Source organism: Ferrovibrio sp. (assembly GCF_965278975.1).
Taxonomy (GTDB): Bacteria; Pseudomonadota; Alphaproteobacteria; order Ferrovibrionales; family Ferrovibrionaceae; genus Ferrovibrio.
Genome location: NZ_OZ257126.1, coordinates 475,389 through 495,838, shown reverse-complemented (window position 1 = coordinate 495,838; position 20,450 = coordinate 475,389). Strand labels below are relative to the sequence as shown.

Annotated in this window: 18 protein-coding genes; 13 read left to right on the top strand and 5 right to left on the bottom strand. The window is 60.7% G+C overall.

What is annotated here, in order from left to right; genetic code table 11:
• Positions 1–29 precede the first annotated feature (29 nt).
• Together ACQY7X_RS02350 and ACQY7X_RS02345 are read left to right on the top strand one after the other, a co-directional pair.
• Positions 30–2,300: a xanthine dehydrogenase family protein molybdopterin-binding subunit gene (locus ACQY7X_RS02350; RefSeq protein ID WP_428248237.1), complete on the top strand. Its 2,271-nt coding sequence runs from the start codon at positions 30–32 to the stop codon at positions 2,298–2,300.
• Positions 2,301–2,310: 10 nt separating this feature from the next.
• Complete coding sequence (locus ACQY7X_RS02345; protein WP_428248236.1) at positions 2,311–2,931, top strand: flavin reductase family protein; 621 nt, start codon at positions 2,311–2,313, stop codon at positions 2,929–2,931.
• 20 nt (positions 2,932–2,951) lie between these two features.
• On the opposite strand, the gene ACQY7X_RS02340 is transcribed toward ACQY7X_RS02345, so the two are convergent.
• The gene (locus ACQY7X_RS02340) at positions 2,952–3,908 is read right to left on the bottom strand and encodes an NAD(P)H-dependent flavin oxidoreductase (RefSeq protein WP_428248235.1); all 957 of its coding nucleotides are present in this window, start codon (positions 3,906–3,908) and stop codon (positions 2,952–2,954) included.
• Positions 3,909–4,054: 146 nt separating this feature from the next.
• Here ACQY7X_RS02340 and ACQY7X_RS02335 point away from each other — a divergent pair, with 146 nt between their 5' ends.
• The 3 genes from ACQY7X_RS02335 to ACQY7X_RS02325 are packed head-to-tail and all read left to right on the top strand — an operon-like array spanning position 4,055 to position 7,163.
• Positions 4,055–5,197, top strand: a complete 1,143-nt coding sequence (locus ACQY7X_RS02335; RefSeq protein ID WP_428248234.1) for an acyl-CoA dehydrogenase family protein — start codon at positions 4,055–4,057, stop codon at positions 5,195–5,197.
• An 18-nt stretch (positions 5,198–5,215) separates the two neighbouring features.
• Complete coding sequence (locus ACQY7X_RS02330) at positions 5,216–6,001, top strand: enoyl-CoA hydratase/isomerase family protein (RefSeq protein WP_428248233.1); 786 nt, start codon at positions 5,216–5,218, stop codon at positions 5,999–6,001.
• 13 nt (positions 6,002–6,014) lie between these two features.
• On the top strand, positions 6,015–7,163 hold the full coding sequence (locus ACQY7X_RS02325) for a zinc-binding dehydrogenase (RefSeq protein WP_428248232.1): 1,149 nt from the start codon (positions 6,015–6,017) through the stop codon (positions 7,161–7,163).
• Here ACQY7X_RS02325 and ACQY7X_RS02320 read toward each other — a convergent pair.
• Positions 7,147–8,247 carry a CaiB/BaiF CoA transferase family protein gene (locus ACQY7X_RS02320; RefSeq protein WP_428248231.1) on the bottom strand — a complete coding sequence of 367 codons (1,101 nt, stop codon included), beginning with the start codon at positions 8,245–8,247 and terminating at the stop codon, positions 7,147–7,149. The genes ACQY7X_RS02325 and ACQY7X_RS02320 overlap by 17 nt on opposite strands.
• Before the next feature lie 286 nt (positions 8,248–8,533).
• Here ACQY7X_RS02320 and ACQY7X_RS02315 point away from each other — a divergent pair, with 286 nt between their 5' ends.
• Entirely contained in the window at positions 8,534–9,094 is a 561-nt protein-coding gene (locus tag ACQY7X_RS02315; RefSeq protein ID WP_428248230.1) for a TetR/AcrR family transcriptional regulator, read from the top strand.
• Here ACQY7X_RS02315 and ACQY7X_RS02310 read toward each other — a convergent pair.
• Positions 9,081–10,040: an NAD(P)H-dependent flavin oxidoreductase gene (locus tag ACQY7X_RS02310; protein WP_428248229.1), complete on the bottom strand. Its 960-nt coding sequence runs from the start codon at positions 10,038–10,040 to the stop codon at positions 9,081–9,083. The two genes, ACQY7X_RS02315 and ACQY7X_RS02310, sit on opposite strands and share 14 nt — an antisense overlap.
• An 87-nt stretch (positions 10,041–10,127) precedes the next feature.
• Between ACQY7X_RS02310 and ACQY7X_RS02305 the strand changes: the two genes are divergently transcribed.
• From ACQY7X_RS02305 to ACQY7X_RS02280, 6 genes are read left to right on the top strand one after another with little or no spacing between them, the layout of a single operon-like run.
• Complete coding sequence (locus ACQY7X_RS02305; protein ID WP_428248228.1) at positions 10,128–10,994, top strand: ABC transporter ATP-binding protein; 867 nt, start codon at positions 10,128–10,130, stop codon at positions 10,992–10,994.
• Positions 10,994–12,958 (top strand): AMP-dependent synthetase/ligase, encoded by a 1,965-nt coding sequence (locus ACQY7X_RS02300; RefSeq protein ID WP_428248227.1) that lies wholly within the window; start codon positions 10,994–10,996, stop codon positions 12,956–12,958. The genes ACQY7X_RS02305 and ACQY7X_RS02300 overlap by 1 nt, the downstream gene beginning before the upstream one ends.
• The gene (locus tag ACQY7X_RS02295; protein WP_428248226.1) at positions 12,955–13,839 is read left to right on the top strand and encodes a branched-chain amino acid ABC transporter permease; all 885 of its coding nucleotides are present in this window, start codon (positions 12,955–12,957) and stop codon (positions 13,837–13,839) included. The genes ACQY7X_RS02300 and ACQY7X_RS02295 overlap by 4 nt, the downstream gene beginning before the upstream one ends.
• A 3-nt stretch (positions 13,840–13,842) precedes the next feature.
• Positions 13,843–14,895 carry a branched-chain amino acid ABC transporter permease gene (locus ACQY7X_RS02290; protein WP_428248225.1) on the top strand — a complete coding sequence of 351 codons (1,053 nt, stop codon included), beginning with the start codon at positions 13,843–13,845 and terminating at the stop codon, positions 14,893–14,895.
• 56 nt (positions 14,896–14,951) lie between these two features.
• Positions 14,952–16,169, top strand: coding sequence for an ABC transporter substrate-binding protein (locus ACQY7X_RS02285; RefSeq protein WP_428248224.1), 1,218 nt, complete (start codon positions 14,952–14,954; stop codon positions 16,167–16,169).
• Positions 16,170–16,226: 57 nt separating this feature from the next.
• Positions 16,227–17,018, top strand: coding sequence for an ABC transporter ATP-binding protein (locus ACQY7X_RS02280; RefSeq protein ID WP_428248223.1), 792 nt, complete (start codon positions 16,227–16,229; stop codon positions 17,016–17,018).
• A 12-nt stretch (positions 17,019–17,030) separates the two neighbouring features.
• Here the strand turns inward: ACQY7X_RS02280 and ACQY7X_RS02275 are convergent, their stop codons facing one another.
• Positions 17,031–18,242, bottom strand: coding sequence for a phenylacetate--CoA ligase family protein (locus tag ACQY7X_RS02275; protein ID WP_428248222.1), 1,212 nt, complete (start codon positions 18,240–18,242; stop codon positions 17,031–17,033).
• A 16-nt stretch (positions 18,243–18,258) separates the two neighbouring features.
• Positions 18,259–19,053: an enoyl-CoA hydratase/isomerase family protein gene (locus ACQY7X_RS02270; RefSeq protein WP_428248221.1), complete on the bottom strand. Its 795-nt coding sequence runs from the start codon at positions 19,051–19,053 to the stop codon at positions 18,259–18,261.
• Between the two features lie 141 nt (positions 19,054–19,194).
• On the opposite strand from ACQY7X_RS02270, the gene ACQY7X_RS02265 reads away from it, so the two are divergent.
• Positions 19,195–20,433 carry a thiolase family protein gene (locus ACQY7X_RS02265; RefSeq protein ID WP_428248220.1) on the top strand — a complete coding sequence of 413 codons (1,239 nt, stop codon included), beginning with the start codon at positions 19,195–19,197 and terminating at the stop codon, positions 20,431–20,433.
• Positions 20,434–20,450 lie beyond the last annotated feature (17 nt).

Here is a 20,450-nt window from a genome sequence, read left to right as displayed (position 1 = left end):
GTATCGGCTTGGTCTTGGTAAGCGAGGCGATGATGGCGTCTGATTACAAGGTGGTCGGCAAATCCTTGCCGCGCGTGGATGCGATGGGCAAGGTGACGGGCCGGGCGATCTATGGCACGGATTTTGCCGTACCTGGCATGCTGCATGGCAAGCTTTGCCGCAGCACCGTGCCGCATGCCCGTATCCATGCATTGCACCTGGACAAGGCCCGCCAGATGCCGGGCGTGCGGGCCATCGTCACCGCCGCGGATGTGCCTAGCAAGCTCTATGGCTCGTTTATCAAGGATATGGAGGTGTTCGCGCTCGACACGGTGCGTTATGTCGGCCAGCCGATCGCCGGCGTGGTTGCGCGTACTGTGGATGAGGCGGAGGCCGCTGCAGCTGCTATAGAGGTGGAATATGAGCCGCTGCCGGCAGTATTTGATGTCGAGGCAGCATTAGCCGTGGATGCACCGATGGTGCATACCGGGCTGCTGGATTACCAGGCGGTGCCGACAGTGCAGCGCCAGGGCAATGTGTCGAACCAGTCGTTGCTTCTGGTGGGAGACGTGGCGGCTGGATTTGCTGCCTCGGACCATATCTTTACCAACCGCTTCACCACCAATATTGTGCATCCCGGCTATACCGAGCCGCGTGCGGCGGTGGCGCAGTGGGATAGGGATGGACGCTACACGGTCTGGTCCAATACCCAGTTGCCATTCGAAGCCCAGAGCACACTGGCCGAGATTCTCAAGGTGCCGGCATCGCAGGTGCGGGTGATCTGCACCGTGATCGGCGGCGGCTTTGGTGGCAAGCTGCGCTTAGGCGTGGAGCATTATGTTGCCATAATGGCGAAGGCCTGTGGCCGGCCGGTGAAGATGGTAACCACCACCGAAGAAGAAATGACCACAGCCTATTCCCGGCAGCCGGTGGTGATCGAGCTTAAAACCGGTGTCAGCAGTGATGGCCTTATTCTGGCCAAGCAGGGCCGCATCATTGTGGATACCGGTGCCACCTCCGGTTCAGGTGTCGGTGTTGGCTCCAGTTCGGCGCTGATCCTGGCGGGGCCTTACCGCATCCCTCATATCTCCATCGAAGGATTGGCGGTCTACACCAACAAGGCACCCACAGGTTCCTTCCGCGCGCCATCCGGCCCACAGGCGAATTTCGCGGTCGAATCGCAGATGGATATCATCGCCGAAGGCATCGGTCTTGATCCGCTGGAATTCCGTCTGCGTAATATCCTGCGCGATGGCGATACGGCACCCAATGGTCAGGTGGTGGCCAAGGTCAGCCTAGAGGAATGTCTGCGCAAGGCAGCCGATGCCATCGGCTGGTCGCAGCGCAGCACGGGCGGTGGGCGCGGCAAAGGATTGGCCTGCGGCTGGTGGACCACAACTTCGGGATCGTCCGGCGTTTACGTCAAGGTCAATCCCGAAGGCAAGGTGGTGATGAATACCGGCTGTGCCGAGATCGGCACCGGGGCATTGACCGGCGCGGCGCAGGTACTGGCCGAAGCATTAGGTATAAAATTGAGTGATATTGATATTGTCAGTGCCGACAGCACCGCGACACCGTTTGATCATGGTGCGCAGGGCAGCCGCACGGCCTTCGCGGTTGGCAATGCTTGTATCAATGCAGCGCAAATCCTGCGTCAGCAGATATTCCAGGCGGCGGCCCCGAAGCTCGGTGTTGCCGTCGATGATCTTGTGCTTGCCGATGGTGTGGTCAGCGGCGATGGCAAGTCGATTACACTGGCCGAAATTGCCAAGACACTTCAATTATCCGGTGGTGGTTTGATCGCCCATGGCACATTCATCGCGCCGCCGACGCCCTATGATCCGAAGCGTGGTCGCAATATGGTGATTACCACACTGAATTCACCGAGCTTCCATGCTCATGCGGTGGATGTGTCGGTCGATCCGGAAACCGGCGAAATCGGCATCAACGATTATGTCGTGGCGCAGGATGTCGGCTTCGCCATCAACCCGCTTTATGTCGAAGGCCAGATCGAGGGCGGCGTGATGCAGGGTATCGGCCAGGCATTATCGGAAGAGATCGTTTACCGCGACGGCCATGTGGCCAATGCAAATCTCACCGATTACAAGATGCCGACGGCGATGGATGCACCGCGTGTTCGCTCCATTCTGGTGGAATGTCCGAGCGAGGTCGGTCCTTTTGGCGCCAAGGGAGTGGGCGAGCCGCCGGTAATTGAGCCGCCGGCCGCTCTGGCAAATGCCGTCGCCGCTGCTGCCTGCCGCGTCTCGGACCTGCCGATCACTGCTGAGAAGGTGGTGCGGCATATGGCGATGCAGATCTAAGGGATCGACAATGCAAATCTTGCCGGCTGATATCGACCGCGATCAGACTTACAAGCTGCTGACCGGCGTGGTGGTGCCTCGGCCGATCGCCTGGGTGACCAGCCTGAGCGAGGCCGGCCATGTCAATCTGGCGCCCTTCAGTTGCTTCACCTTTGTTTCCAGCGAACCACCTATGCTGGGCATCAGCATCGGGCGCGGTGACAAGCTGCGTATCAAGGATACGGCCCGGAATATCCGCGAACGCCGCGAATTCACGGTCAATATTGCCAATGACAGCATGATTGTCGATGTGCATGCCAGTTCGTTCGAGTTCCCCACCGAAGTGAGCGAGGTGGAAAAACTCGGACTGGCCACACTGCCTGGCGAATGCATCGCCACGCCGCGTCTACGAGACGTACCGGTCAGCCTGGAATGCCGCTTCAGCCAGTTGATCGAGTTCGGCACCGCCAGCACCGAATTCCATGTTGGTGAAGTCGTCTGCTTTCATATCCGGGATGATCTCTATGAGGGCGGCAAGATCCGGACCGAGCGGCTGGAGCCGATCTGCCGCATTGCCGGGCCGAACTATGCCAAGCTCGGCACGATCATCACGCAATCCGGTGGGGCCTGGGGGCCACGGCCCAAGACGTAAATCCCGGCTGTGGCAGTGTTTCAGGCATAGGCTTTCCTGCGCTCGTTGACGATACCCAGCAGGCGGTTGGCCGCCGAAAGATATTCCCGCTCCATCCGGCTGATCAGCTCTGCCACGGGCGGTGTGTCGCGGATCGCGCCAACGCCCTGGCCAGCGCTAAGAATGTCACGCCAACGTTTCGGCTCCCCCAGCACATCGGTGACATTCATGCTGCCGACGGTGCCGCCGGCGCGCAGATTGCCGGTTTCCGGCAGGGTCTGTCGCAGCCAATTGGCGCCAACGCCGTCGACCTCGGCGGAATAGATGATATCCGTGATATCCGAATCGATGACGAGCTGCTTCATCTTAGCCGATGCGGTGCTCTCCGCCGTATTGATGAAGCGCGTGCCGATATAAGCCAGGTCGGCGCCGGCGGCGATGGCGCTGGCGATGCTATCGCCATCGCTGATGCAGCCAGACAGGATCAGTGCCTTGTCGCCTAGTATCGGACGCAGTTCACCGATGAAGGCGAAAGGATTGTAGGTGCCGGCATGGCCGCCGGCGCCGTTGCACACCGCGATAATGCCATCCACATTCATTTCCAGCGCACGGCGGGCATGGTGCATGTTGATGGCATCATGGAATACCAAGCCACCATAGGCATGCACGGCGTCCGTCACTTCACGGGTGATGCCCAGCGCGGTAATCAGGATCGGCACCTGGTACTTCACCGTCAGGGCCATGTCTTCGGCGAGACGGACATTGGTGCGGTGTACAGCGAATTGCGTTGCCCATGGGGCATCATCGGGGCCTAGCCGGCGTCGGATATCCTTGAGCCATTCTTCATAGCCCGCCGATGTGCGCTGGTTGAAGCTGGGGAAACTGCCGATCACACCGGCCTTGCTGGTTTCCACTACCAGATCCGGCCCGGAAATCAGGAAAAGTGGCGAAGCCAGCACAGGAAGCCGCAGGCGTCCGGCCAGATTTGTTGGCAACATTGTAACCTCCCTGGTGTCGTGAGCTACGTCGTCACGGTGTATTATGACTTATAAATAATATTATTTACTTAAAAGTCAAATTAGCTATAGTGGTGACCTGACAAAAAGTGGCCCGCAGTGGCCGCGTGACAATATTGGAGGAAAAGATGGCCGCCAGCGGGATCGACAACGAACTGGTCGAGGGTGTGCGCCGTTTCGTCAAGAAGCGCATTGCCCCCTACACCGCCACCTGGAATCGGGATGGCCAGGCACCGGACAGTGTGCTGGCGGAAATGGGTGGAATGGGCCTGTTCGGCCTGCTGCTGCCTGAGGAATATGGCGGTGCCGGCTGCAATCTTTCTACTTTCATTGCCGTGGTGGAGGAACTGGCTGCCGGCGATGGCGGCCTTTCCACTCTGGTACATGTGCATGGCCTGGGTACCGCCATGCTGCTGGCCCGGCTCGGTAGCGAGGCGCAGAAACGGGCATGGCTGGCCAAGATGGCAAGCGGAGAGGTGATCGGTGCGGTGTGTCTGACCGAGCCTTCGGCTGGTTCCGATCTCTCCGCCATTACCGGGCGCGCCACGCGCACCGAAGGTGGCTGGCTGCTCAATGCCAACAAGCAGTTCATTTCCAATGGTGCCCGCGCCGGGTTGGTAATCGTGCTGGCAGTTACTGATCCGCAGGCTGGTTCGCGGGGCAAAAGCTTCTTCCTGGTGCCAAAGGGCACGCGCGGCTTCACGCCAGGCAAGCTGGAGCGCAAGATGGGGCAGCACACTTCCGATACGGCGCAGATGCATTTCGAGAATTGCTTCGTGCCGGATGACATGGTGCTTGGCGCCGTGGGCGAGGCGCTGCCGCTGACCATGGGCCTGCTCTCCGATGGCCGCATCTCGGTCGCCTCCCAGGCGGTTGGCATGGCCCGTGCCGCTTATGAACTGGCACTGGGCTATTCGCGCGAGCGCACCGCCTTTGGCAAGTCGATCTTCGATCATCAGGCGGTTGGTTTCCGCCTCGCCGATATGCATGCCGCCATTGATATGGCCCGGGTCTATACCAGGCATGCGGCGCAGCTATTCGATGAAGGCCAGGAATGTGCGCGCGAAGCCTCGATTGCCAAGCTGGTATCGGCGGAGATGGCCGAGAAGGTCTGTTCCGATGCGATCCAGATCCATGGCGGCAATGGTTATATCAACGACTACCGGGTGGAGCAGATTTTCCGGGATGTCCGGGTCTGCCAGATCTATGAAGGCACCAACGATATCCAGCGGCTGATCATCGCCCGCCGGATTCGCGAGCAGCAGCTATAGACGGCGGAGGCTGAGGATATGGCAGACAAGCTGGTTACTTTCGAACGCAAGGGTGCGGTGGCGTGGCTGACGCTGGCGCGGCCTGAAGCTGGCAATGGCATGAATGTCGCTCTGCTCAGCGACCTGAGCGAAGCCGTGCGCCGATGCGAAGCCGATGCGGCGGTGCGGGCCGTGGTGCTTACCGGCAGTGGCCGCTTCTTCTGTGTCGGTGGTGACCTCAGCGGCATGCGTGATGCGGCAGAAACTGCCCTGAGTATCAGGGCAATGACTTTGCATCTGCATGCGGCCGTTGCAGCATTGGCGCGGATGCGTGCACCAAGCATCGCTGCCGTGAATGGCACGGCTGCCGGTGCCGGCTTCAGCCTGGCCCTGGCCTGTGATTTCCTTATTGCGTCGGAAACGGCACAATTTGCTTCGGCTTATGCCGCAGCCGGTCTTTCGGGGGATGGCGGCCAGTCCTGGACCCTGCCGCGCCGCGTCGGTCCGCACCGCGCCAAGGTTATGATGTTGCAGGGGCGGAAGCTCTCGGCGGCGGAAGCGTTGGATTGGGGTGTGGCTGATCAGGTGGTGGCGTCCGATGCACTGGCTGGCACTGTTTCCCAGATGGCAGAAAGCCTTGCCAATGGGCCCACTGCTGCCTTCGGCCGCATGAAGAACCTGCTCGCCGATGCGGAATGTACCAGCCTGGAAACCCAGCTTGAATTGGAAGCACGCGGTATTGCCGCCTGTGTCGAGTCCGAGGATGCACGCGAAGGCATTGCTGCTTTCATGGAAAAGCGCAAGCCGGCTTTTCAGGGCCGTTAAAGGAGAGGGCGTGGTGCAGGTCTCACAAGCTGCGGGGGTGGCCGAGCAGTGGCGCGGCCTGGTGCTGCGTTCCTGCATCACATCGGCGGGTGAATTGCGGCTCACCGTTGCGGAAGAGATGGTCGGTGCCCCGGCCGAGAATGAGGTGGTGGTGCGGGTGGAAGCAGCACCAATAAACCCCACGGATATGGGTCTGCTGTTTGGGCCTGCGGACCTCTCTGGGGCGCGGCTGGAAGGTTCAGCAGAACATCCAGTGCTCGTCGCGCCGATACCGCGCGCGGCACTGCCTTTTGCCGCCTTGCGTATCGATCAGCCTCTGCCTGCGGGTGTAGAAGGCGCCGGCGTGGTGGTGGCGGCAGGTCGTGGCCTGGAATCACTGCTCGGCAAGACCGTGGCCATGCTCGGCGATGGTGCTTATGCGCAATACCGCAAGCTGGCTGTGGATGACATCCTGGTGTTGCCCGATGGCACCAGCCCTGCGGAAGGGGCCGCAGCCCTGGTCAATCCATTGACAGTGCTTGGCATGCTGGAAACGGCGAAACGCAATGGGCATGAAGCCATCGTGCATACGGCGGCAGCCTCCAGTGTCGGCAAGATGCTGGTTCGTACCTGCCGGCAGGATGGTGTGCCGCTGGTGAATATCGTGCGGCGGCCCGAGCAGGTGGATGAACTCCGTGCGCTCGGTGCTGAGCATGTCTGCAACAGCACGGCACCGGAGTTCAGGCAGGAGCTGGCGCAGGCGTTGGAGGTGACAGGAGCCACAGTCTGTTTCGATGCTGTCGGTGGAGCCTTGACTGGGCGCGTGCTCACGGCCATGGAAATGGCGGCTTCGCGCCGGGCAACGCAATTCAGCCGCTATGGCACCAATGTGCTGAAGCAGGCTTTCGTCTATGGCGCGCTGGATCGCGCGCCGATCGAGATTGGCCGTGCTGTCGGCTTGAGCTGGAGCGTTTCCGGCTGGCTATTGTTCGAGTTCTTGAAACAGGCGGATGCATCAACACTGGCTCGGCTGCGTCAGCGGGTTTGTGATGAATTGCAGACCAGCTTTGCCGGCAGCTATGCCGCCACTATCTCGCTGGCAGAAGCCGTGCAACCAGATATCGTTGCCGCCTACACACAGCAGCGCAGCGGCGCAAAGTATCTGATCAACCCGCAGCTTTGATCGCTGTGGTTTTACCCAGAATTTCCTGGCTATGCTCCCCCAGGCTCGGCGCGGCGCGGCGGATGCTGCTGCCATAGGCGGAGAACTGTACCGGTTGCAGGATATGTTCTTCGCCATTGTCCAGGCGCTGGAACAAGCCGCGCGCGCGGAAATGCGGTTCCTGCAGCACGCCGCTGAAATCATGCAAAGGCGACCAGGCGATGTTGCCGGTAGCGTCGAACACGCCCGCCCAATGGGCTCTGGGCTGTCGAGCTAGAATCGCGGTGATCTGGCCCTTGAGCTCCGCGCAGCGCCGCCGCCGCTCGGGCGCTTTCAGGCTGGCATGCTGTGGCAGTTCAAGGGCGGCGCAGAGCGCCGCCCAGAAATGGTCCTCATGCGCGATGGAGAGTGTAAGCTGCTTGCCGTCGCCGCAGGTGAACAGGCCGTAGGCCGGTTCGTCGAATACCTCGAAAGCCTTGTCGCCACTCATATGGGGCACCAGATAGGGTGTCATCCAGGAAACCAGCCCATCGGTCATGGATACATCGATGGCGGTGCCATGGCCGCTGCGTTCGCGGCCATAGAGAGCGGCGGCGATGGCGAAGGCGGCGAAAGTGGCGCTGGAAAGGTCGCCGAACGGGATTTCCGGCATCGCAGGTGGTGTACTGGCACTGCCGAATACCATGCCGGCCACGGCCTGATAGGAGAGATCATGGGCCGGGCGCATGCGGCTTGGGCCATCCTGGCCGAAGCCAGTGATCGAGGCGAAGATCAGACGGGGATTGCGGGCCGATAGAACCTTATAACCAACGCCGAGCCGATCCATGGTGCCTGGCCGGTAACCTTCCAGCACTACATCGGCTTCCGCTGCCAGCGCCACAAAATCAGTGCGGCCGGTCTCGGTTTTGAGATCCAGGCAGAGGCTGCGCTTATTCCGGCCGACCGAACGGAAGAAAGAGGGGAAGGCACGGGCAGGGTCGCCGCCGGCAGGGCGTTCCACCAGGATGACATCGGCGCCGAGATCGGCCAGCAGCAGCGTGGCATAGGGGCCGGGCAATTGCTCAGCCAGCGATAGAACACGGATGCCGTCGAAAATCCCTTTCATCTTCTCCTCCTGCTGCTTACGATTCTATTTCAGGCACTGATGGCCGAGTCGGCAGTCTTGCCGGTTCGGTAAAACACACCTGTTTTCGGTATAGTTTGTTTGACTTTGCGGTAAGATTATTGAAAGTTTCCAGCCGGCAGCCCGATTCCAGGGCATTACGCGGCAAAGCCTGTCGGGACTGACGGGCGTATCGAATGAACGTGAAGGAGGCGTGCCGTTGGCACAGCGTGGTCGTAAAGCGTCGGCTTGGAAGAATGTAGCGCCCAGCCGGGATCAATTGTTTGCGTTGAAGCGCACGGCCCTGCTGCGCGAAGCGGCGCGGGCCTTCAGTGCGCGCGGCTACCACGATACTTCGCTCGATGATGTTGCCAAGACGCTCGGGGTTACCAAGCCGGCACTCTATTATTACGTCACCAACAAGCAGGAAATCCTGTTCGAGTGCCACATGCTGGCGCAGGATCTCGGCAACGTGGCCTACGACTACGCCATGGAGCATGGCAAGACCGGGCGCGACAGGATCGTGCTGGTTTGCCGCCGCTATATCGAATTGATCACTGGCGAGATCGGCTCCTGCGCCGTGCTGAGCGAATTCGCCGCCCTGGAGCCGAAGAACCGCGCGGTGATTGCCCGCCGGCGTGATGACTTCCAGAAAAAGTTCTCCGAGCTGATCGCCGATGGCATGAAGGATGGCAGCATCCGCGAGGCGGACCCGCGCATGACGGTGTTCTTCTTCATGGGGGCGATCAACTGGATGACGCAATGGTTCCGGCCCGATGGCGATATGAGCGGCGAGGGCATCGCCCGCGTATTCTCCGATCTTTTGGAGCATGCGCTCAAGCCGCAGTAACGTTCCGCCCGTTCCGTGCGGCCTGATAATCCAGCCGGAGGCGCCGCACCAGATCGGCTACGCTTTCCACGGCCTGCACGTCGCCGACGCCATGGCCGGCACTCCAGATGTCGCGCCAGGCCTTCAGCGCGTTCATCTCTTTCAGCAGATTGAAGCCGCCTTCATGCTTACCGCCTGACTTCAGCCCGGCGCCTTCCAGGCTCTGGCGCAGCATATTGGCCGGGATGCCGGTGATTTCGGCGGTAAGGATGATGTCGTCCGCATTGGCGGCGATCAGCATGTCGCGATACTGGTCGCTGGCCTGGCTCTCGCGGGTGGCAATGAAACTAGTGCCGATATAGGCAAGATCGGCACCCATTTCCTGTGCCGCATGGATATAGCGGCCACGCGAAATGGCGCCAGCCAGCACAATGGGGCCATCGAAGAATTCGCGCACCGCGCCGACGAAAGCAAACGGGCTGAGCCAGCCGGTATTGCCGCCGGAGCCGGCACAGAGCAGGATCAGGCCGTCGACTCCGACTTCCACCGCGCGACGCGCGTGCTTCAGCGATGCCACATCGGAAAAGACGACGCCGCCATAGGCATGTACGCGGGCGACAACGCCGGCCGGGCTGCCGACACTGGCGATCACCACCGGCGATTTATGCTTTTCCACCAGCGCCAGATCTTCTTCCAGCCGGGTGTTGCTGGAATGCACGATTAGATTCACCGCATACGGAGCAGAGCCGGGGCCAGCGGTTTCGGCGGCGATGCGGGTTAGCCATTGGTCCAGCAGTTCCGTGGTGCGGGCATTCAGGCTGGGAAAGGAGCCGACAACACCGGCATTACAACAGCCGATTACCAGATCAGGCCCGGAAATCAGGAACATCGGGCCAGCAATGGCTGGCAGTTGCAGTTGCGAAGCAAAGCGGGTGGCGAGTGCGCGGCTGCCGAATTGCGTTGTCATTTGTGTCCTCCCAAGAATGTGCGAAAGAGAGATTGACATAAATCGACCCGTAAGTAAACTAGACGTCCATATGGTCAGATATTCAAATTGACCAAGCCGGTCCGGGAGCTGAACCTGGCCGACGACAGGGAGGGACGAGTGGAAGCGATGGCAGTGCCGCATGGCACGGCAGCAGGCGCGGGTAAACGCGCGGTGCTTGCCGCCCGGGAAATCTATCTGCAATTCGGCGGGATCAAGGCGCTGGATGGCGTCACCATCGAGATCGGCAATAATGAGCTGGTGGCGGTGATCGGCCCGAATGGTGCCGGCAAATCCTCGTTGATGAACTGCTTCAGTGGCTTTTATCGCCCGCAGCGCGGCACCATCGAATTCGATGGTGTGCCGGTGAACGGCAAATCCGTGCATCAGATCGCCCGCGCCGGTCTCGCCCGCACGTTCCAGGGCACGCATATCTTTTCCGGTATGACGGTGATCGAGAACATCATGATCGGCCGCCATATGCATATGCGCAGCAGCATCCTGGATGCCTTTGTGCATTTTGGACGCTCGCGCAATGAAGAATTCGCCCAGCGCGAGGTGGTGGAAGAAATCATCGAGTTGCTGGAGATGGAATCGATCCGCCATCGTCCGGTCGGCACTCTTGGCTATGGGCAGCGCAAGCGTGTCGATCTTGGCCGCGCCCTGGCGCAAGACCCCAAGATATTGCTGATGGACGAGCCGATGGCCGGCATGAATACCGAGGAAAAGGAAGACCTCGCGCGTTTCATCCTCGATGTGCGGGAAGCGCGTGGCATCCCGGTGGTGCTGGTGGAGCATGATATGGGTGTGGTGATGGACCTTGCCGACCGCGTGGTGGTGCTGGATTTCGGCCGCAAGATTGCCGAGGGGACGCCAGCCGAAGTGCAGCGCGATCCGGCAGTGCTGAAGGCATATCTGGGGGAGGGGGCGCGCTGATGCTGGCGATGCAGACTCTGCCGCAACTGTTGTTGCAGCGCGGCAAGCAGGAACCCGGCCGATTGGCGCAACGCCACAAGAAGCGTGGCATCTGGCGCGAATATACCTTTGGCGATGTGCTGGAGCATGTGCGCGGCCTTGCTCTTGGCCTCGAAGCCATGGGGGTGAAACGCGGCGAGACCGTTGCCATCATCGGTGAGAACGAGCCGGAAAATTTCTGGTCCGAGTTTGCTGCCCTGGCGCTCGGTGCCAAGGTCATCTCGCTCTACCCGGACCTTACCGCCGGCGAGATCGATTACCTGCTGAACAATAGTGAGGCGGTCTGTCTGATAGCGCAGGACCAGGAGCAGGTCGACAAGGGGCTGGCGGTGCGCGATGCGGTGCCGGGCCTGCGTCATATCCTGTATTGGGACACCACGGGTATGTGGTCCTATGGCAACAAGGGGCTGCATACCACTCAGGAAGTGACAGCTCGTGGCAATGCTTTACACAATGCCAACCCGGATGCCTTCGCAGCCCTGGTGGCGGTGGGCAGGCCTGATGATATCGCCGTGCTGTCTTATACCTCGGGCACCACCGGCAAGCCGAAAGGCGTGATCGTCACGCACAAGATGATGATCGACAATGCTCACCGCATCATGACGGCGGCTGAGGTGAAGCCGGGGCTCGATTACCTCACTTATATTGCCCCGGCCTGGATCACTGAACAGATCGTCGGAGTCACCATGGGGCTGGCCGTGCCGATGGTGGTGAACTTTCCTGAATCACCTGAGGAAGTACTGGCTAACCTGCGTGAAATCGCCGTCGAGATGATGGTCTTCGCACCCCGGCAATGGGAAAGCCTGGCCGCCACCATCCAGGCCCGCATGTTGGATGCCGGACCATTGCGCCGGCGTATCTATGAATGGGGTGTCGCCATCGGCCATCAGGTGAATGTCGGTCGCCTGGAGGGCAAGCCGGTACCGCTGACGGCGCGACTGCTCTATCCCCTGGCCGATGCGCTAGTGTTGCAGCCGTTGCGCGACAAACTCGGTTTGACTCGGCTGAGCCTGCCGGTCTGCGGCGGTGCCACCATGGCGCCAGATGTATTCCGCCTGTTTCATGCCATCGGCGTACCGCTGCGCAATATCTATGGTGCTACCGAAGTGGGCCTGATGACGCTGCATCAGGGTGCCAGCTACAACCTGGAAACCGTAGGCCATTGGCTGAAGCCGCATCCCGATTCCGGTAAGCCGCTGGAATGGAAGGTGTCGGAAGCTGGCGAATTGCTGGTGCGTGGCGGTTCCTTCTTCCAGGGTTATTACCGCAACGAAGAGAAATCCGCCGAACGCCTCAGCGATGACTGGTATCTCACCGGAGATGCCGTGACAGTCACCGATAGTGGCGAACTGGTGTTCCTTGAACGCATCAGCGACCTGCGCCGGATGCGTAGTGGTGAGAGTTTCCCACCACAGTATATCGAGACACGGCTGCGCTTCAGCCCGTTCATCAAGGACATCCTCACACTGGGGGATGAAAGCCGTGATTTTGTTGGCGCATTGATCAACATCGACATGGAAGTGCTGTCGCGCTGGGCGGAAGAGCGGAACATCACTTACTCAACTTTCACGGATCTGTCGCAGAAGCCAGAAGTGGCGGCACTGCTGCGGGAGGATATCCGCCGCGTCAACCGCTTCCTGCCTGAACATGCCAGGGTCCGTCGTTTCGCGAACTTCCCCAAGGAGCTTGATCCAGACGAGGGTGAGTTGACCCGCACGCGAAAACTGCGGCGCGAATTCATCACTGAGCGCTATCGGCATCTTGTGGAGGAACTTTATCAGGGTAGCAGCACGGTGGCGCTCAATATCCAGATCACCTACCAGGATGGCCGCAAGGGCATGCTCTCGGCAGCGGTGCGGATCAACGATGTTGACGAGGACTACAAAGTGACCGACACCCAGAACGACAGGCGGGCTATCGCATGAGCGAGTTTCTGAACTATACCATCAACGGCGCGCTGATCGGGTTGCTCTATGCCCTGATTGCTATGGGTTTCATCGTCATCTACCGCGCTTCAAAGGTGTTCAATTTCGCCCAAGGCGAATTGGTGGTATTTGGCGGTTTCGTGGTGTGGTGGATGATCACCTCCGTCGGCCTGCCCTACTGGATCGGCATACCCCTGGCCTTTGTCGCTGCCGCAGCCTTCGGCCTCGCCATCGAACGCATCTTCTTCTCCAAGCTGGTGGGTGAGTCGGTGTTCGCCATGGTCATGGTTACCATCGGCCTGCTGATCCTGTTGCGTGGCCTGATCCTGGTGCTGTTCGGTCCACAGGTGCGGCCTTTCCCGATCATCTTCCCGTTGCAGCCGGTGATTGTCGGCGAAATCCTGATCCCGCGTTCCCTGTTCATCGGCGGTATCATCACCGTGATTGTCGGCTTCGGCCTGTCCTGGTTCTTCAACCGTACCCGCCCGGGCCTGCGCATGACGGCTGTTGCCGAAGATCACCAAGTGGCGGTCTCGATGGGCATATCGGTGAAGCGCTCCGTGGCTTTTGCCTGGATCCTGGGTTCGGTGCTGTCCACGCTCGGCGCCATCATCTACCTCAGTGGCAAGTCGCTCAGCTTCCTGGCTTCCGACATCGGCCTTGCCGCTCTGCCGGTGGCCTTGCTGGCCGGGTTTGAGTCGATCGCCGGTGTGCTGCTGGCCGGCATCATCGTCGGCATCATCCAGGGTCTGGTGACGGCCTATATCGATCCGGCTCTCGGTGGCTCCGTCGGCAGTGTTTTTCCATTCATCATCATGCTTGCCATCCTGTTCATCCGGCCAACCGGCATGTTCGGCTGGAAGATGGTCGAGAGGGTTTGAGCCATGGATCCGGCTGGCGTATTCGCAACAAGTTTCGCACGCGATCAATCCCTGATCCGCACCCGTAAACAGCTCATCTGCCTGGTGTTGTTCCTGGTGCTGCTGGCGTTGCTGCCGCTGCTGGTCGGTCCTCGCCTGGTGGCTGTCGCCACTTCGGCATTGATCACGGTGGTGGTAACGGTCGGCCTGCAGATCTGCACCGGCTATGGCGGCCAGGTGAATCTGGGCCAGGCCGCCTTCATGGGCAGCGGCGCCTATGCCACGGCGGTTCTGGCCAGCACATTCGGGTTCCCGTTCTGGGCATCCATACCGCTCGGTGGCTGCGCGGCTGCTGCTTTTGGCTTCGTCTTTGGCCTGTCGGCTGTGCGGATCAAGGGCTTCTACCTGGTGCTCACCACCATCGCCGCGCAATCCCTGTTCCATTTCCTGGTGTTGAACCTGCCGCAATCCTGGCTGGGTGGCTCCAACGGCCTGTCGCTGGAGCCGGCAAGGATCTTCGATTTCGTCATCGATAGCGACCGCTCGATCTACTATCTCTGCCTCGTCTTTGCCTTGGTGATGGTGGCTGGTGCCTACGGCATTGCCCGCAGCCGCCATGGCCGCGACTTTGTTGCGGTGCGCGATGATGATGTCGCCTCCGGCATGATGGGCATCGATGTGGTGCGCACCAAGGCAATGGCTTTCCTGGTTGGCGCTTTCTATGCCGGCATTGGTGGTGGCTTGTGGGCCTACTATGTCCGCTTCGTTGCGGTCGATCAATTCACGTTGTTTCACTCGATCTGGTTCGTGGCGATGATCATTGTCGGCGGTATCGGCTCGATCACCGGAGCCATGATCGGCGTCGTCGTGATCCTCTCGATCCGGGAAAGCTTCATCAGCCTTGGCCCAAGCTTCGTGCAGTTGGTGCCCTGGCTTGGCGGTGACGTGGTGTTTGCCACCCTGAACGTCTTTCTTGGCGGCATCATCGCGGCCTTCCTGATTTTCGAGCCACGCGGCCTGATGCATCGCTGGTCGATCATCAAGCGTTCATACCGCATGTGGCCATTCCCTTATTAACGCTCAGAAAACATGTAACCGCGTTTCACAATGTGTCAAAAACGGGAGGAAGTAGAATGAACATGTTCGTGCGCACCGCCGTGGCCGGGATGGCAGCAGTAATGCTGGCTGGTCCGGTGCAGGCCCAGACCACCTACAACATCGCCTCGCTTGCCGATTTCACCGGCCCTTATGCCGACGTGATGAAAGATCTCAACGGTGCCCGTCACGCTGCCGTGGCCTGGTGGAATGCCGAAGTTGGCAAATCCATCGGCGTCCAGCTCAAGATGAAGGATTATGACCACCGCTATGATGCCGCGCAGGTTGCCAGCCTGTGGCCCGGCATCAAGGCCGAACTCAATCCGATCATCGCGCTCGGCGTGGGCGCTCCGGATGCCACTGCGTTGCAGGGCCGCCTGCCGGCCGATGGCATCCCGCTGATCATGTCCACAGCCGGCTATGGCTTTGGCTGGAAAAGCGATCCCTGGGTGTTCAACCCGCGCTCCACCTATGCGCATGAGGCAGCCGGCTTCCTCGAATGGTACCGCAAGACCAACAACATTTCCGGCCCGTTGAAGGTGGCGGTTTTCTCGTCTGAAGCCTCACCGGCCTATGTTGATATCGCCAAGGGCCTGCGCAAGTATGCCGACGAAAACAAGGCGACCATCGACTTGGTAGAGACCGTGTTCACCGAAGTGCAGCCGACTGACCTGACCACGCAGGTCAACCGCGTGCTTGGCAAGGGTGCCCAGGTTCTGGACGTGCAGACCAACACGGCGGCTGTAGTTGCTGTGAAGCGTGCGCTGCAGGCACTGAACAAGAAGGTTCCAATCGTGATGAGTTCGCATAACGGCATCACGGCCTCTGCCCAGGCTATTGGCGGTATCGCCAATCTGGAAGGTGACTACGAGGTATATGGCATGGCAATGCCGACCGACGAGATGACCAAGTCGCGCCAGTTCTACGAAAAGCTCAAGAGCCAGTATGGCATGAAGGGTGGTTGGACGGTACCGACCTTGATGGGTCTGAACCAGACCCTGGTTGCCCTGCGTGCGGTGGAGGCGACGGCCAAGAAGGCGGGTGCTGCCAATGTTACCGGTCGTGCCGTGCGCGAGGCACTGCTCACCACCACGATCACCAGTGCGGAGACGTTCGAAATTCTCTCGGATGTCAAATACACCAACGATGCGCCGTTCCCCACCACGGGGGCTGCGGTGAATATCGGCATTGTGAAGGGCGGCAAGTATGTAACGGCTGCCCAGGCTGTGCCGGTGCCGCAGATCGGTAAGTGGTAATCCAGTCGCATAAACGGGCCGGGCATTATGCCCGGCCCGGCACTGCCGGAGGCGCGCGTGCTTGAACTCAATAATGTCGAAGTGATCTACAGCGAAGTCATCCTCGCGGTGAAGGGTGTATCGCTGCGCATCAACCAAGGCCAATGCGTTGCCTTGCTGGGCGGCAATGGCGCCGGCAAGTCGACAACGCTGAAGGCGATCTCCAATGTCATCCAGACCGAGGATGGCCGTGTCACATCGGGCAATATCCAATTCAATGGCCAGCGTATCGACAACCGCGATGCGGTGGATATCGTCGATGCCGGCATCATCCATGTGATGGAAGGCCGCCGCGTGCTGCGTCACCTCACCGTGGAGCAGAATCTGATCATCGGTGGCCACAAGGAAACCAGTCTGCGCGCGGTGCGCCAGCGGCTGGACGAGGTTTATGCCCGCATTGGTCGCCTTGCGGCTCTGAAGGATCGTACCTCTGGTTACCTGTCAGGCGGCGAGCAGCAGATGCTGGTGATTGGCCGTGCCATGATGGCTCGGCCCAAGCTGATGTTGATCGACGAGCCGTCGCTTGGCTTGGCGCCGTTGATGGTTGATGAAGTCTTCGCCGTATTGCAGTCGCTCAAGGATGCTGGTGTCACCCTGCTGGTGGTGGAACAGAATGCCCGTGTCGCCCTGGCCCTGGCCGATTATGGCTATGTCATGGAGAACGGCCATATCGTGCTTGAAGGTGCTGGTGACGAATTGCGCAGTAACGAGGATGTGCGGGAATTCTATCTCGGCCTCAATATCGAGGGCGAGCGCAAGAGCTACCGTGATGTCAAACATTACCGCCGGCGCAAACGCTGGCTTGGTTGAAGCAACCTGCGCCTATTGGCGCAGGTCGCGTACCAGCGGTGCCTCCGGGGTCAGTTCGGTGGCACCCACGATCTCTACATGATCGGCCTTGAGGCGGGACAATTCTCTGAATTTCATCTGTGCCGGTTCGGTCACGTCGGCAGCGTCAATGCCATCCTGCAAGGCCAGACGCAGGGTAACGCAGTCACGATGGCCCTCGCGGCTGATCGAGGCTTGAGCGCGCTGGATGCCTGGAACCGCAATCACTAGGTCTTCCAACTGGCGCGGATAAATGAAGATTTCCCGCGCCTTCACTGATTGGCCGACGCGGCCTTGCAGCATGGAGATTCGTGCCACGCTGCCATCAGCATGCAACTCGCGGGCAATGGCAACGTCGCCGGTGCCGAAGCGGATCAGCGGCCAACCCGGACGCAGGGTGCTCACCACGATCTCACCGGGTTCGCCCAGGGGCAGCGGCTGGCCATTCAGCGGATCGCAGATCTGCACAATGCGGTCGGGGTGAATCTCATAGCCTTCCACGCCGGTGCGCTCAAAGCCGATCAGGCCGAAATCAGCCGTGGCATAGACCGAGAAGGTACGGATGCCGTAACGCGCCTCAAGCCGGCGGCGCTTGCCCATCCAGTCGCCGAATTCGCCACCGAGGAACGCAGATGTGACGCGCCAGTCGCGTGGTAGTTCATGGCCGGTCTGTTCCAGGGTTTCCGCCAAGGTGACGAAATAGGCGGTGGCCGCACAGATGCAGGTAACGCCCAGGTCGCGGACCAGCTTGGCCTGCATCTCGCTGCCGCCGGTACCGGCAGGGATCACGGCGGCGCCTGTGCTGCGCAGGCCCTCGTCCAGCAGCAGGCCGGCCGGCACCAGATGATAGGACCAGGTATTCAGCACCATATCGCCCTTGCCGATACCGGCTGCCGCAAAGGCCGCGCCGAAGCCGAAGGCATCGTCTTCGCTGCGCAATTGCGGTTCGTTGATCGGGCCCGGCGAAACAAAGACGCGCTCGATATCGCCTGGATCGGCAGCGAGGAAGCCGCCATAGGGCGGGATCAGGCGCTGCTGTTCGATCATCGCTTCCTTCTTGAATACCGGCAGGCGGGCAAGGTCTGCCGTGTTGTGCAGTTGCTCCGGGCGCAGGCCTGTGGCATCGAAAATCGTGCGGATCGCCGGGGCGCGGTCATAGGCCCGGGCCTGGATGGTGCGCAGCCGGGTGAAGCGGTCATCAGTCATGGTATTGCCCCCTGGATCAGCGGCCGGTAAAGCGCGGCTGGCGCTTTTCCTCAAACGCAGCCAGGCCTTCCTTCATATCGGCGCTGTGGGCATGCAGCTCACTGGCGAGCAGTTCCAGCCGTAGCGCCTGGGCCGAGGGCTGTTCCAGGCCATCATCCACCAGGGCCTTCATGCGCCGCAGCACCAACGGGCTTTTCACCGCCAGCTTGGCTACCAGGCGACCGGCGGCGGCCATCAGGTCGCTGTCCTCCACCACCTCGTTTACCAGTCCGGCGGAAACCAGATCGGCAGCCGGAACCGACTCACCGGTAAACAACAGGTACTTCGCCCTTGTGGGGCCGATCTTGCGTGGCAGCCGCACCGAGCTGCCGCCACCCGGCAGCAGGCCGAAATTGGCATGGGCATCGCCGATGCGCGCGGATCGTGCCGCGATCACCAGATCGCAGCAGAGTAGCAGTTCCAGTCCACCGGCCAGGGCCAGGCCATTCACAGCGGCGATCACGGGGCGCGGGCAGGTCTCCAGGCGTGTCATCATGCGAAGTACAGAATCAAGGAATTCACGAACATTCCGTTCATCCTGGCCGCTGGTGGCGCGCACGAACTTGAGGTCGGCGCCGGCACAGAAAGCGCGTCCGTTGCCGCTCAGCACCACGGCGCGGATATCGTCCTGCTCGGCACGGTCAAGGGCTGCCTCGATGCCTGCCACGATTGCCGGGGTGATCGAGTTCAAGGCGGCGGGGCGGTTCAGGCAGATCCAGACCGCGCCATCGCGGACCTCGACCAGAACACTCGAATCGACGGGCGCGTTCATGGGTTTCCTCCAATTATTGACTCGTGAGTCATTAAATCATATTATAAGTCATAATGTAGACCATATAGAAATATTGGCAAGCGCCGTGATGCCGTGGTGATCGGCGCCACTGCCGTCAGGGCAAGCCTTAGGGAGGGAAAGATGGAGCAGGTTTATGTTGTCGGCGTCGGCATGACGCAATTCGGGCGTCAGCCCGATAAAACGATCAAGGGCATGGCGCAGGAAGCAGTGCAGGGCGCACTGAAGGATGCCGGACTTGAGCATCAGCCGGCAGAGGCGGCCTTCTTCGCTAATTCGACCCAGGGCCACATGGAACGCCAGCACATGATCCGCGGCGAAGTGGTGATGCGCAGCATGGGCGTGGGCGGCATCCCGGTGGTGAATGTGGAAAATGCCTGCGCCAGCGCGGCGACCGCTTTCAACCTGGCGGTCAATTTCCTCAAAGCCGGAGAGGGGGATGTGGCGCTGGCGCTCGGTTCCGAGAAGATGTTCTCCACGGATCGAGATCTGATGTTCTCTGCCTTCGATGGTGCATGGGACGTGGCGGATGTGAACGCGATCCGCGACCGGCTGCTCAAGCTCGGCGATGGCGTCGATGTGCCGGAAGGCACCACGTCACCGAAGCCATACAGCGCCTTCATGGATGTTTATGCCGCCTTCTCGCGCGCACATATGAAGCGTTTCGGCACCACCCAGCGCCATCTTGCCGCAGTGGCGGCGAAGAACCATACCCATTCGGTGCATAACCCGCTGGCTCAGTTCCGCGATGCCTATAGCGTGGAGCAGATCCTGGCCGCACCGCCGATCACCTATCCCCTCACTTTGCCGATGTGCTCGCCGATTTCGGATGGTGCCTCGGCGGCCTTGTTGGTCACGGAAGCCGGCCTGCGCCGCCTCGGTATCGACAGGAAGCGGGCGATCAAGGTGCTGGCCAGCGTGCTGCAAACCGGCAGCGATCGTGATCCGGCGGAAGTGGAAAAGCATTGCACGGCATTGGGTTCGAAGCGGGCCTATGAGAAAGCCGGCGTTGGGCCGAAGGATATTTCGGTCGCCGAGGTGCACGACGCCACGGCGATGGGCGAGATCATCCAGATCGAGAATCTCGGATTCTGTGATTTTGGCGAAGGCGGGCCGATCTCGGAACGCGGTGAAACCACGCTCGGCGGCCGCATCCCGGTGAATCCTTCGGGTGGCCTGGAATCCAAGGGCCATCCGGTCGGTGCCACTGGCCTGGCGCAGGTTTACGAACTGGTGACCCAACTGCGCGGCGAGGCCGGGTCACGCCAGGTCGAGGGTGCCAAACTGGCACTGGCCGAGAATGGTGGTGGGCTGCACGGCATTGAAGAGGCGGTCGCCAGCGTCATCATTCTGGGCCGCTGATAAACGCCAATTGGCAC